Consider the following 12,149-nt stretch of genomic DNA (forward strand, 5'->3'; position numbering starts at 1 on the left):
ATCCGTCCGCGCCTGACTCACTCCAGGTAATCGAGGAACAGCGGCGTCACCTGCTTGAGAAACGAGACCTCCCGCGCGTCGATGCTGCGAGGCTCCAGATCGAAATGGATGAAGGTGCCGTAGGGCGTCCCGGAACCGCGTGTCAGCAACCGCCCGTAGTAGGACTCGACAAGGCCGACATAGGGGCGGTAGCTCATCAAGGACTTGTCCTTGGAGACGTGGGTGGTCGTGAATTCGCCTTGCTCGATCGCGTGTTGGCAAAAGCTCTTGTCCAGGGGAACTGCCTTCAACCAGGTGCGGTATTCGGAGGAGCGATCGAAGACGTGCTCTGCCCGCAACGCATTGCCGCTCAACTTGTAGATGGCCGTGTACCGGTACTGCGTCCTGTCATTGAGCAGCGCCAGCGCACGGCGAATTCCATGGGTGGCAAGAACACTGCGAACCGCTGCTGTTTGCGCAGTCAAATCAATCTCGGACATGGGAATCAAAGTTAGGCGAAGTGCGCAGATCTGGGGGGCGGATGCCGATCTTATGAACGGACGAATTCCCTCGCTTCGCCCGGGCGATTGGCTGCCGCGGCGCCGAGCCCTGCGTTGTCGGGTATTCGTATGCAGTCTAGGCGGCAACTCCGCGGCAGCGAATGGCCGAAACGATGAATCCGATTGGCACGAAAGCACTACGCAGGGTCCATGCGCTTGGCCCAGCGGCCGAGCGCATCCATCTGCTTGAGCAGCGCCAGGCCGCGCGCCGTGAGCGCGTATTCGATGCCGGCGCGCGAGCCCTCGTGCTCCCGCCGGCTCACCACGGCATGGTGGACGAACAGCGTCAGCTGCCGTGTCAGCTCCTTCTGCGAGATCGAGCCGAGGCGCCTTTGCAGCGCGCGGAAACGCACCGGCTCGCCGGCGAAATAGAGCGACTCCATGATCGGCACGGCCCAGCGGCCGGCGATGAGCGCGACCGTGCGCGCCACTTCGAATTCGCAGGACTCGCCTGCGCAGTAGGGCTCGGGGTAGGCGAGGGAAGAAGAGTTGGTTGCCATTCGGATACCAGCCGACGTTTCGATCGAGTTTCAGGGAAGCTGGGCGCTCAATTTACTCAAGCCTGGAGATTGATTCATGAGCGCCGAAACCAACCTTGCCGAGCGCGTGGACGTCATCGATGCCCTGTACCGCTTTGCCGCCGGACAGGATCTGGCCGACGAAGCCTTGTTTGCCTCGGCGTTTGCGGAGGATGCGGAGCTCGACTTCGTGCAGCCCGCCGCGCGGCTCGGCGTGGAAGTGCCGGTCTTCAAGGGCAAGCGCCAGATCGTCGAAACCATCGTTCCCAACGTCGCCAGGCTCGACACCACGCACACGGTCACCAACCCGCGCGTGCGCCTCGAGAGCGGCACGGCGGAGCTCTTCGCGCTGGTAGAAGCGCAGCATCTTCCCAAGGGCGACCACAGCCGCCACCTGCTGCTGAAGAACATCTACGAAACGAAGCTGCGCCGCGAGGCTGCAGGCTGGCGCATCACGCACATGCGCATCCGCAACGTCTGGATGAGCGGCGATTCGCGCGTGCTTTTCCCTTGAGAAGAGGCTACTCGCAGAGCCGCCGGATTTCCGGCGGGATCGGCACCGCGCGGATGCCACCGCCTTCGCGCTTGGCGGCGAAGATGCGCACCTCTTCGCATTCGAGGATCAGGTCTTCGCCGCGCTTCATGCGGTAGGTCTGCAGGAAGCTCTTGTCGCGCCACTCGGGAATGGCCACCGCGATCGACAGCGTGTCGCCATAGCTCGCGCTCTTGACGAAGCGCGTGTGGGTATCGACCAGCGGCGTGCCGATGACGCCGAGGGTCTGCGCCGTCTCTTCCCAGCGCGGCACGCCGCGCTCGGCAAAGAAGTGGCGCGAGGCCGCGTCGATCCAGCGGAAGAAGTTGGGAAACCAGACGATGCCGGCCGGATCGCAATCCCCGAATTCGACGCGAACGGTGTAGATGACTTGCTTGCTCATGCAGTGAACGATAGGTGATCTGACGCTTAGTCCGCGAGGATCTTGCGCTCGCGGATGATGGCGGCGAAACGCGCCGAGTCCGCAGCGATGCGCTCCTGGAAAGCGGCCGGCGTGCCGGGCAGGGCTTCGCCGCCCAGGCTGGCGATGCGCTCCTTCACCGCCGGCATCGCGAGGATGCGGTTGATTTCTAGATTGAGCCGGGTCACGATCTCGGGCGGGGTTCGGGCCGGCGCGTAGAAGCCGAACACCGTGTCGGCATCGAAACCCTTGAGGCCGGCTTCGTCCAGCGTCGGCACATCGGGAAACAGCGGCGAGCGCTTGGGGCTGCCCACCGCCAGCAGGCGCAGCTTGCCGGCGCGCACCTGGGGCAGCCCGATGCCCGGGTCGAAGTAGTAGTCGAGCTGGCCGGCCAGCAGATCCTGAAGCGCCGGCGCCGCGCCGCGGTAAGGTACATGGACCGCATACAGGCCGGCCTGGCTCTTGAACATCTCGCCGGCCAGGTGCGGCGAACTGCCGGTGCCGGGCGAGCCGTAGGAGAGCTTGCCGGGGCGCTCCTTCACGTAGGCGATGAAGTCCTTGATGTTCGCAGGCGGCAGCGAGGGCTTGGTCACCAGGAACACCAGCACGCGCGCGGCCGCGGCCACCGGCATCAGGTCCTTGGCGGGATCGAAGGCCATCTTCGGATAGATGTGCGGATTGACCGACACCATGCCGCCCGAGCTCATGAGCAGCGTGTAGCCGTCGGGCGCCGCCCGCGCCGCGACCTCGCCGCCGATGTTGCCGTTGGCGCCGCCGCGGTTCTCGATCAGCACCGGCTGCCCGAGCGCCTCTTGCAGCGGCAGCGATACCGCGCGCGCGATCTGGTCGGCCGCGCCGCCTGGCGGGAAGTTCACGACCACCTTGATCGGCTTCGAAGGCCAGGCGCTGCCCTGTGCGTAGGCCGCGGGCGCCGCGGCGGCAGCGGCCAGGAGCAGGGCGAGCAGGGCGCGCCGGGGTCTGGATGTCGTCATCGTTTGTCTCCTCATGTTGATCAGGGGGTCGCCGCCGGCGGGCGCTTCATCCAGCGGATCGGCTGCGCGATCACCGGCCTCGGCGGTGCGCCGTGGCGCATCAGCGTGGCATCGAGCGCGGTGCCGGCTTCGTCGGCCAAGGCGGCTTCGCGCGCGGCGGCGATCGCTGCCGCGCGCGCGGCCGGCGAGCCGTCGGGCAGCGGCGCCACGGCCAGGTGGTCGATCACGTGCAGCAGGTTGCGCTTGCCGCGCTCGTTGGTGCTGCCGTAGCCCTTGATGAGCCGTCCGCAGAGCGCGAGCTCGTGGCCCAGGCGCCAGTCGGCGCGGGTGCCCTGCACGACGGCGGCCAGCCAGCGCTCGATCAGCGCCTGCTCCTCGGCGAAGCGGCTGCCGCGCTTGCGCAGCCAGCGCAGCGAGGCCAGCACGCGCAGAGAGGCCATGCCGGCGACCGAGTGGCTGCCGACCTTGAGCGGCAGCGCGAAGGGCGTCTTCCTGCGCCGGTCCCAGGCGGTGACGCGGTGCGCCAGCGAAGCCGGCAGCAGCGCCGCGAACTCGGGCGCGCCGGGCTTGAAGTGGTCGTACACCCTGACGATGTCGTCGTCCGCGGCCTTCACCTCGTTGCGCACGCGCTGCGCGCGGCTGGCGCGGCTCTTGAGCTCGGCCACGCGCACGATGTCGTCGAAGGCCATCCACAGCGCAAGCCAGCGCGCCATCTCGCGCGTGACCGCGAAGCCATGGGCGCCGGCCGGGTCGGATGCGCGCTCGGCGGCCAGCGCCTGCTGCAGCCGCTCGAGATAGAGCGCCGCATAGGTTTCGTCCTGGTAGTCGACGAGCCGCGCATGGCCGAGTGCGAGCATGTCGTGCGTCGGCGGCGGAAAGGCCCGCGCCATCTCTGCGCTCAGCGTGGGCTGTACCGGCGCTTCGTCGCCCTGGCTCGACAGCAGCCGTGTCACCAGCGCGGCCTGCGCACGCGGCGTGCCCACGGTGTCGAAGGCTTTGGCGAAACCGCGCAGGCTGGCGGCGGCCATCTTGCTGAGCTTCTCGGGTGCGCTGGTGTCGCCGCCGCGCACCACCTGCTCATAGGCCTCGCGCGGGAACGGAAACAGCCCGCTGCCTGCGATCGCGCCGAGCATTACCGCGCTGACCACCGTGCCGGCGTCGCGCGCCACCGTGCCCATGTCGAACACGTGGTGCTCCCGGCTGAAGGCCTTGACGACGTCGAGCAACCGCTGGGCATCGGCGCGCCCGTCGCCGGGCTGCATGCGCTCGGCCGTGGTCAGCGTGCGGCCGGAGGAGGTGATGACCAGCGTGCGCTGCGGCGCGCTCATGCCGTTGCCGATCTGGCGCGTGGTCTCCAGCAGCTCCGAGGAGACGATGGCATCGAGCGCCCCCGGCACCGGGCTCAGGCTGAATACCGGCCGGCGCCCGCCGAGCTCGGCCAGCGGCACGGGAAACACCTCGATGTAGTAGGTGGTGGCGCCGGTGCGCTGCGCGACGCCGGGAATCGACGTGCTCTGCGCGGCATAGCCGGCATGGCGGGCCGTGTCGACCAGCCATTCGGTCAGCACGCCGCCGCCTTCCCCGCCGAGGGCGCAGACGAGCAGGGTGATCGGTTGGGTGCGGTTCATGAACGAAATAAAGACAAGAGGTCGAAAGAGCTCATTCGAGGAACACCGCGGAACCGGCTTCGCCGGGCCGCTGGTGTTGCCCCCTGCAAGGGGGTGCGAGAGCCACACGAAGTGGGCGAGCCTGGGGGTGGGTCATGTCAAGCGGGTTGAAGCGCGCGCACCACCGCACCGCGCACGGAATGCAGCAGCCGCTCGTGCCACCTCGGGTTCTGCACGACCTCGGCCCGGTAGAAGCTCGGGCACAGCGTGGCGGCATGCGCGTTCTCGCCGCACAGGCCGCAGCCGACGCAGCCGTCGATCACCACCGCCACCGGGTCGACCTTGAGCGGATCGGGGTTGTCCTTGATGGTGAGCGTGGGGCAGCCCGAGAGCCGGATGCAGGCATGGTCGCCGTTGCACACGTCCTCGTCGACGCCGTACTTCACGCGCACCACGCGCTCGCCTTTCTTGAGCAGGCTGGCGATCCAGGGCTTGATGCGGCGCTGCCGCTCGAGCTGGCATTCGCCCTCGGCGATGATCACCTTGAGGCCGTTGAAGTCGCTCGTGAAGGCATCGTTGAGCGTCTTGCGCATCTTGTCGACGCGGTAGGTGTGGACGGTGCGCAGCCACTGCACGCCCAGGCCCTTCAAGGTCGACTCGATGGTCTGGTTCTTGTCGACCAGGCTCTGCTGCTTGTCGACCGCATGCTCTTTCATTTCATCGTCGGGCGTGGAGATGATGTCCTGCGTGCCGGTGGCCGAGGTGTAGCCGTTCTTGAAGATCAGGAGCACCGCGTCGTCGCCATTGAAGAGCGCGCTCTGCACGCCGGTCAGGAGGCCGTTGTGCCAAAAGCCGCCGTCGCCCATGATCGACAGCGCCCGCCGCTGCATCATCGGCGACACGCCCGCACGGCTCGCGAGGCTCATGCCGTAGCCGAGGATCGAGTGGCCCATCGAGAAGGGCTCGAAGGTGCCGAAGGCGTGGCAGCCGATGTCGGCCGCGATGTGCACCGGCCCGCTGTCCTGCTGCGCCAGCTTGAGCGCGGCGAACACGGGCCGCTCGGGGCAGCCGATGCAGAAGCTCGGCGGGCGCGCCGGCAGCGGCGCTTCGAGTTGCGTGGCCACCGCGGCGCGGCGCTCGCGGTTGCCCACGAGCCAGCCCTGGGCCGAGTGCTGCGCGTGCTGCGGCAGGTAGCGCTGGGCGAACTGCGCCATGCCGGTCGCCAGCACCTCGACGCCGTACTCGCCGGCGGCCGGCAGCATGTCGCAGCCGTGCAGCGGCGTCTGGATGTCGCGCCGGCGCAGGAGCGTCGCGATCTCCTGCTCGATGTATTCGGGCTGGCCTTCTTCCACCACCAGCACGGCGCGCTTGCCCACGCAGAAGTCCGCCACCTGCTCGGGCACCAGCGGATAGGCGACGTTGAGCACCAGCAAGGGAATGTCGGTGGCGCCGAAGGCGTCGGCCAGGCCCAACTGCTGCAGGCTGCGCACGAGCGAGTTGTAGAGCCCGCCCTGCACCACGATGCCGAGGTCGGCGTGCGTGCCGGGGATCAGCTCGTTGAGCCGGTTCTCGGCGATGTAGCGGCGCGCGGCCGGCAGGCGCTCGTCGCCCTTCAGCTTCTCGTGGCGGAAGGTGACTGGCGGATGCGCGAGCCGCATGTAGTCGAAGCCGGCCGGCTCTTCCATCAGCGCGCGCGTCGAGACCAGGGGCGCGAGGTTGTTCTTGCATTCGAAGCTGCCGCGCACGTGGCAGGTGCGGATGCGCAGCTCCATCATGCAGGGCATGTTGGAGTGCTCGGAAAGGCGGAACCCGTGCTCGACCATGTTCACCATCACGCCCAGGTCGGGGCGCGGATCGAGCAGGCACATGCCGGATTTGAGCGCATAGGCGTGCGTGCGCTCCTGGATCACGCTGGCGCCCTCGCCGTAGTCCTCGCCCACGACGATCAACACGCCGCCCTTGACGCCGGGCGACGAAAGGTTGGACAGCGCATCGGCCGCGACGTTGGTGCCGACGATGGACTTCCAGGTCACTGCGCCGCGCAGGGGGTAGTGGATGGAGGCGCCGAGCATCGCCGCGGCGGAGGCCTCGTTGGAGCAGGCTTCGACATGCACGCCTAGCTCGTCCATGTAGGGCTTGGCCTGCACCATCACGTCGAGCAGGTGCGAGACTGGCGCGCCCTGGTAGCCGCCGACGTAGGCCACGCCCGACTGCAGCAGGCCTTTGGTGATCGCGAGGATGCCCTCGCCGTGAAAGGTGTCGCCGGCGCCCAGGCGCAGCGCCTCGATCTCTTTGCTGAATGAAACTTCCAAGCGTTTTTTCTCCGTGGGTCTATTTGCGGCCCGGGAAGCGGGCCAGGTAGTAGGCGAGGGTGTCCAGGTCCTCGTTCGGGATCCGGCCGACCGCCTCGGCCATGGCCATCGTGTAGCCCACGCGCTTGCCGGACTTGAACTCGCGCAGCGTCAACTGCAGGTAGTCCTCGCGCTGCTGCCCGATGCGCGGGACCTGCTGGCCGCCGCTGAAATCGGCGCCGTGGCAGAACACGCATTTGTGTTCCTGGGCCAGGGCCTGGCCACGGGTCATGCGTGCCGCATCGGGAGGGGTCGCCGGCGCCGGCGCAGGCACCGGCGGCAGCGTGGCGATGAAGTCGGAGAAGCCGCGCAGGTCATCGTCCTTCAGGGTCTTCGCCACCGCGCTCATGGGCTCGTTGGCGCGCCGCCCTTCGCGAAACAGGAAGAGCTGCGTGATCGCGTAGAAGGAATGCTGGCCCGCGAGCGCCGGCGTGCCCGGCATCTCGCTGCGCCCGTTGGCGCCGTGGCAGGCCGCGCACAACGCCGCATAGCGTTGTGCATAGGCGCCCGGAGGGCTGCTGCCCTGCGCGCCGGCCGGCGCCGCGAGCCAGAAGGATGCTGCCGCTGCGACGGTGAATGCGAGTTGTCGTGCGCCTCTCATCACTTGCCGTAGCTGATGCGGTAGATGGCGCCCGCGTGGTCGTCGCTCACCAGCAGCGAGCCGTCCTTCATCACCAGGAAGTCGACCGGGCGCCCGAGGTAGGTGTTGTTCTCGACGAAGCCGGTCATGAAAGGCTCGACCTTGGCGCCGCCCTTGCCGTCGGGCCATGCGACCGAGACGTCGGCGTACTTGACGGTGCGGTTCCATGGGCCGTGGCGGGCGATGAACATAGCGCCCTGGTACTTGGCCGGGAACATCTTGCCCGTGTAGAACTTCAGGCCCAGCGAGCCGGCATGCGGGCCGAGGAATGCGGCCGGCTTCGCGTAGTCGCTGCAGGACTTGCCCCAGCCGAATTCCGGATCGGGGATGTTGCCCTGGTGGCAATACGGATAGCCGAAGTGCTGGTTCGGGCCGCTGACCACGTTGAGCTCGTCGTTCGGGATTTCCTCGCTGAGCCAGTCGCGGCCGTTGTCGGTGAACCAGAGCCGGCCGGTCTTCGGGTCGAAGTCGAAGCCCACTGTGTTGCGCACGCCGCTGGCCACGGTTTCCATGCCGCTGCCGTCGAGGTTCATGCGGTAGATCTTGGCGTACTCGCCGGGGTCGCAGATGTTGCAGGGCGCGCCGATCGCGAAGTAGAGCTTGTCCTTGTGGATGCGCAGGTATTTCCAGCTGTGGTCCTCGCCGCCGGGCAGCTTGTCGTACAGCACGACCGGCGCGCCGGGGTTGTCGAGCTTCGAATCGATGCCGTCGTATCGCATGATCTGCTTGTGGGTGGCCAGGTAGAGGGCGCCCTTGTGGTACTCGATGCCGGCGGCCTTCTCCATCTTGTCGATGACGGTCTTGACCTCGCGCGTGTTGCCCTTGGGAACGACCGCGTAGACCTTGTTGGCGACGAACAGCGAACTCACGAACACGGTGTCGCCGGCACCCTGGCGCAGCGCGCGCGCATCGAGCACGCCCGAGGCCCAGGTCTCGACCTTGAAGCCCGGCGGCAGCTTGAACTTGGCCGTCGGCAGCTTGTCGGGCGAAGTCGGAATCGGGAAAGCCGGAACCGGCGCCATGCGCTGGGCGGCTTCGGTCTTCGGGCGGCCCTTGGCCCAACCGGGTTCTTCGGCGGGCGGCTGCTGGGCCGTGGCGGTCATGGCGGCGCAAAGCACTGCGGCCGCCGCACAGAACGAACGGGTCTTCGGCATGGCGATGTCTCCTTTTCTGCGTTTTTGAAAGCGGCCCGAGAGCCACGGCGCAGTGTCGGACGCGCGGCGCTCGCGTTCAATAAAATAATCCTGCTAAGCAACATGAACGCCATGCATATCGACACCATCGACCTGAACCTGCTGCGCCTGTTCGATGCCGTCTACCGTGCGCGCAGCGTGAGCCGCGCCGCCGACTCGTTGGGCCTCACCCAGCCGGCCGCGAGCCATGGCCTGGGCCGGCTGCGGCTGCTGCTGGAGGACGCGCTGTTCACGCGCGTCGCCGGCGGGGTCGCGCCCACGCCGCGCGCCGAGCGGCTGGCGATCGCCGTGCAGTCGGCGCTGGGCACGCTGGAAGAAGCGCTCAACGAGCCCGATCGCTTCGAGCCCTCGGCCTCGCGCAAGACCTTCCGCATCCACATGAGCGACATCGGCGAAGGCCGCTTCCTGCCGGCGCTGATGGCCCGGCTGGGCGAGCTCGCGCCCGGCGTGCGGCTAGAGACCTTGCCGCTTCTGCCGGCCGAGATCGCGCCGGCGCTCGACAGTGGCCGCATCGACTTCGCCTTCGGCTTCCTGCCCAAGGTGCGCGACACGCAGCGCGTCCACCTTTTGAAGGACCGCTACATCGTGCTCTTGCGCCGCGGCCATCCTTTCACGCGCGGGCGGCGCAGCGGCAAGGCGTTGTTGGAGGCGCTGCAGAAGCTGGAATACGTTGCGGTGCGCACGCACGCCGAAACGCTGCGCATCCTGCAACTGCTCAACCTCGAAGACCGCGTGCGCCTGACCACCGAGCACTTCATGGTGCTGCCGGCCATCGTGCGCGCCACCGATCTCGCGGTCGTGATGCCGCGCAACATCGCAAACGGCTTCGCGGAGGAGGGCGGCTACACCATCGTCGAGCCGGCCTTTCCGCTGCGCGACTTCACCGTGTCGCTGCACTGGAGCAAGCGCTTCGAGGCGGATCCGGCGAACAGCTGGTTGAGGGGCGTGATGCGGGAGTTGTTCGGGGAGGGGTGAGGGAGCGCCTCACGAACGCTTCGTCGTCAGCATCCGCCCCAGCGAGAAGACCGAATTCGGCGTGTCCGGAAGCAGTGGCTTGGCTCGGGTGGAAGAGGCCGGAGCCCGCCGCTCGGCGAGCCCGCTTTCGGGCTGCACACCTCTGGCGATCTGTTCGTCGACCAGGCTTTGGAGCGTGATGGCGTCGAGGAACTCGACCGCGCAGCGGTTCACCGAGGCCCAGAGCTCGTCGGTCGCGTAGCGGCTCGGGTGGTCCGCTGCCGCGGCCTGCTTTTTCTTCGTCGCCTCGTCGGCGGCCGCATCGTCGATCGCGAAGAGGATGTCCGCCACGCTGATGTCCGCGGCCTTGCGGCCGAGCGAATAGCCGCCGCCGGGCCCGCGCGTCGACGCGGCCAGGCCGTGGCGGCGCAGCTTGCCGAACAGTTGTTCCAGGTGGGAGAGCGACACCTGCTGGCGGCGGCTGATGCTGGCCAGGTTGACCGGTCCCGCCTGTTGGTGGAGGGCCATGTCGATCATCGCGGTGACGGCGAAACGACCTCGGGTGCTGAGTCGCATCGGATGTGCTTCTTTCCTCTTTGTTCGGCCCGTGGAGGCCGAAGTGGCGCGGCGGGACGTGGAGCGCAGATCTTAGCTGCCGGCTCGGCGCGCGCGCTCATCGACCCAGGGTTTTCCCGGGCGTCACATACCGGTCCCCACATAGCCGATATGGGCACGACGGTATGCATGCGGCCCGCTAAAGGACTAACTTCGCAGGCACGGTTCTTGATCGCCACACGCCACAACGAATGCCTCCCACGAGCATGCCCATGACCCCGAGCACCCAACCCATCCGCTTCTTCCACCGCGGCCGGATCGTCGACGTGAGCGGCGTGCATCCGACGCGTTCGGTGCTCGACTGGCTGCGTGAAGATGCCCGCTGCACCGGCACCAAGGAAGGCTGCAACGAGGGCGACTGCGGTGCCTGCACCGTGGTGATCGGCGAACTGGCCGAGTCCGGCGAGGCGAATTCGGTGGGCGGCCTCAGGCTCTCGACGGTGAATTCCTGCATCCAGTTCCTGCCCACGCTGCATGGCAAGGCGCTGTTCACGGTCGAAGACCTCAAGGCGCAATGCGGCAAGAGCCGCGACAGCGCGCAGCACGACAAGCATGCGGTGACGCGCCTGCATCCGGTGCAGCAGGCGATGGTCGACTGCCACGGCTCGCAGTGCGGCTTCTGCACGCCGGGCTTCGTGATGTCGCTGTGGTCCACCTACGAGCACCACCAGGCCGGAGGCACGCGGCCTACGCGCCAGCAGCTGGCCGACGATCTCTCGGGCAACCTGTGCCGCTGCACCGGTTACCGCCCGATCCTCGATGCCGGCCAGCGAATGTTCGACCTGCCCGGCGTGCGGCTCGACACCGAGCCGGTCATCGCCGCGCTCGCCAGCCTCCAGCACGAAAGCAGCTTCGACTACGCCGCACCGCTCGGCCAGCGCATAGACCACTTCCACGCGCCGACCACGCTGGCCGACCTGGCCGCGCTGCGCGAAGCCGAGCCGACGGCGCAGCTGCTGGCCGGCTCCACCGACGTCGGCCTTTGGGTCAACAAGCAGTTCCGCGACCTGGGCGACATCATCTTCGTCGGCGACGTGGCCGAGATGAAGGTGGTGGAAGAGCGCGGCGACACGCTCTACATCGGTGCCGGCGCCTCGCTCGAGACTGCCTTCGGCGCTCTGGCGCGGCGCCTGCCCAGCCTGACCGACGTCTGGCTGCGCTTCGCCTCGCCGCCGATACGCAACGCCGGCACCATGGGCGGCAACGTCGCCAACGGCTCGCCGATCGGCGATTCGCCGCCGGTGCTGATGGCGCTCGACGCCGAGATCGAGCTGCGCCGCGGCAGCCGCGTGCGCCGCATGCCGCTGCCCGAGTTCTACGTCGACTACATGAAGAACCGGCTCGAGCCCGGCGAGTTCGTGCAGGGCCTCGTGGTCCCGCTCGCGGCCATGCAGCGCCAGGTGCGCGCCTACAAGATCAGCAAGCGCTTCGACTGCGACATCTCGGCCCTGTGCGGCGGCTTCGCCATCGCGCTCGACGGCGATGTGGTGAAGGAAGTGCGCCTGGCCTTCGGCGGCATGGCCGCGATCGTCAAGCGCGCGGCGCAGGCCGAGGCCGCGCTGGTCGGCAAGCCCTGGACTCAGGCCAGCCTCAACGCGGCCAAGCTCGCGCTGGCGCAGGACTTCAAGCCGCTCTCCGACATGCGCGCGAGTGCCGACTACCGCCTGCAGGTGGCGCAGAACCTGCTGCAGCGCCTGTGGCTGGAAACGCGCACAGAGGATGCGCTGCCGGTGGAAGCCACCAGCGTCTGGAGCGTGATGCCCCATGCGGCCCTGCAAGGAGCCTGA

12 protein-coding genes are annotated in these 12,149 nt (G+C 68.0%); 3 read left to right on the plus strand and 9 right to left on the minus strand.

The genetic code is table 11. The annotated features are described in order from the left end of the window. Positions 1-17 precede the first annotated feature (17 nt). Together EJI01_RS06195 and EJI01_RS06200 are read right to left on the minus strand one after the other, a co-directional pair. Entirely contained in the window at positions 18-479 is a 462-nt protein-coding gene (locus EJI01_RS06195) for a hypothetical protein (RefSeq protein WP_126836255.1), read from the minus strand. A gap of 197 nt (positions 480-676) precedes the next feature. After that, positions 677-1,039, minus strand: a complete 363-nt coding sequence (locus tag EJI01_RS06200) for a winged helix-turn-helix transcriptional regulator (protein ID WP_126836256.1) — start codon at positions 1,037-1,039, stop codon at positions 677-679. Between the two features lie 76 nt (positions 1,040-1,115). Here EJI01_RS06200 and EJI01_RS06205 point away from each other — a divergent pair, with 76 nt between their 5' ends. Then, positions 1,116-1,571 carry a nuclear transport factor 2 family protein gene (locus EJI01_RS06205; RefSeq protein ID WP_126836257.1) on the plus strand — a complete coding sequence of 152 codons (456 nt, stop codon included), beginning with the start codon at positions 1,116-1,118 and terminating at the stop codon, positions 1,569-1,571. A gap of 7 nt (positions 1,572-1,578) precedes the next feature. Here the strand turns inward: EJI01_RS06205 and EJI01_RS06210 are convergent, their stop codons facing one another. The 6 genes from EJI01_RS06210 to EJI01_RS06235 form a co-directional block, all read right to left on the minus strand. Continuing rightward, a complete protein-coding gene (locus EJI01_RS06210) occupies positions 1,579-1,992 on the minus strand; it encodes an acyl-CoA thioesterase (RefSeq protein ID WP_126836258.1) in 414 nt (137 codons plus the stop codon). Between the two features lie 26 nt (positions 1,993-2,018). Beyond that, positions 2,019-3,002, minus strand: a complete 984-nt coding sequence (locus tag EJI01_RS06215) for a Bug family tripartite tricarboxylate transporter substrate binding protein (RefSeq protein WP_126836259.1) — start codon at positions 3,000-3,002, stop codon at positions 2,019-2,021. Positions 3,003-3,022: 20 nt separating this feature from the next. Beyond that, on the minus strand, positions 3,023-4,630 hold the full coding sequence (locus EJI01_RS06220; protein ID WP_126836260.1) for an indolepyruvate oxidoreductase subunit beta family protein: 1,608 nt from the start codon (positions 4,628-4,630) through the stop codon (positions 3,023-3,025). Positions 4,631-4,767: 137 nt separating this feature from the next. Beyond that, positions 4,768-6,921, minus strand: coding sequence for an indolepyruvate ferredoxin oxidoreductase subunit alpha (locus tag EJI01_RS06225; RefSeq protein ID WP_126836261.1), 2,154 nt, complete (start codon positions 6,919-6,921; stop codon positions 4,768-4,770). A 19-nt stretch (positions 6,922-6,940) separates the two neighbouring features. After that, entirely contained in the window at positions 6,941-7,561 is a 621-nt protein-coding gene (locus EJI01_RS06230) for a c-type cytochrome (protein WP_126836262.1), read from the minus strand. Continuing rightward, the gene (locus EJI01_RS06235; protein WP_221885643.1) at positions 7,561-8,754 is read right to left on the minus strand and encodes a sorbosone dehydrogenase family protein; all 1,194 of its coding nucleotides are present in this window, start codon (positions 8,752-8,754) and stop codon (positions 7,561-7,563) included. Before EJI01_RS06235 ends, EJI01_RS06230 begins: the two co-directional genes overlap by 1 nt. 102 nt (positions 8,755-8,856) lie before the next feature. Between EJI01_RS06235 and EJI01_RS06240 the strand changes: the two genes are divergently transcribed. Continuing rightward, on the plus strand, positions 8,857-9,768 hold the full coding sequence (locus EJI01_RS06240; RefSeq protein WP_126836263.1) for a LysR family transcriptional regulator: 912 nt from the start codon (positions 8,857-8,859) through the stop codon (positions 9,766-9,768). A 9-nt stretch (positions 9,769-9,777) separates the two neighbouring features. On the opposite strand, the gene EJI01_RS06245 is transcribed toward EJI01_RS06240, so the two are convergent. Then, positions 9,778-10,323 (minus strand): Rrf2 family transcriptional regulator, encoded by a 546-nt coding sequence (locus tag EJI01_RS06245; RefSeq protein ID WP_126836264.1) that lies wholly within the window; start codon positions 10,321-10,323, stop codon positions 9,778-9,780. Between the two features lie 245 nt (positions 10,324-10,568). On the opposite strand from EJI01_RS06245, the gene xdhA reads away from it, so the two are divergent. Beyond that, positions 10,569-12,149, plus strand: coding sequence for a xanthine dehydrogenase small subunit (xdhA, locus tag EJI01_RS06250; RefSeq protein WP_126836265.1), 1,581 nt, complete (start codon positions 10,569-10,571; stop codon positions 12,147-12,149).

Source organism: Variovorax sp. MHTC-1 (genome assembly GCF_003984645.1).
Classification (GTDB): Bacteria; Pseudomonadota; Gammaproteobacteria; order Burkholderiales; family Burkholderiaceae_C; genus Variovorax.

Excerpts from the sequence above, each read along its gene's own strand:
- EJI01_RS06195 (WP_126836255.1), bottom strand. The coding sequence starts at position 479 with ATGTCCGAGATTGATTTGACTGCGCAAACAGCAGCGGTTCGCAGTGTT.
- EJI01_RS06200 (WP_126836256.1), bottom strand. The coding sequence starts at position 1,039 with ATGGCAACCAACTCTTCTTCCCTCGCCTACCCCGAGCCCTACTGCGCA.
- EJI01_RS06205 (WP_126836257.1), top strand. The coding sequence starts at position 1,116 with ATGAGCGCCGAAACCAACCTTGCCGAGCGCGTGGACGTCATCGATGCC.
- EJI01_RS06210 (WP_126836258.1), bottom strand. The coding sequence starts at position 1,992 with ATGAGCAAGCAAGTCATCTACACCGTTCGCGTCGAATTCGGGGATTGC.
- EJI01_RS06215 (WP_126836259.1), bottom strand. The coding sequence starts at position 3,002 with ATGACGACATCCAGACCCCGGCGCGCCCTGCTCGCCCTGCTCCTGGCC.
- EJI01_RS06220 (WP_126836260.1), bottom strand. The coding sequence starts at position 4,630 with ATGAACCGCACCCAACCGATCACCCTGCTCGTCTGCGCCCTCGGCGGG.
- EJI01_RS06230 (WP_126836262.1), bottom strand. The coding sequence starts at position 7,561 with ATGAGAGGCGCACGACAACTCGCATTCACCGTCGCAGCGGCAGCATCC.
- EJI01_RS06235 (WP_221885643.1), bottom strand. The coding sequence starts at position 8,754 with ATGCCGAAGACCCGTTCGTTCTGTGCGGCGGCCGCAGTGCTTTGCGCC.
- EJI01_RS06240 (WP_126836263.1), top strand. The coding sequence starts at position 8,857 with ATGAACGCCATGCATATCGACACCATCGACCTGAACCTGCTGCGCCTG.
- EJI01_RS06245 (WP_126836264.1), bottom strand. The coding sequence starts at position 10,323 with ATGCGACTCAGCACCCGAGGTCGTTTCGCCGTCACCGCGATGATCGAC.
- xdhA (WP_126836265.1), top strand. The coding sequence starts at position 10,569 with ATGCCCATGACCCCGAGCACCCAACCCATCCGCTTCTTCCACCGCGGC.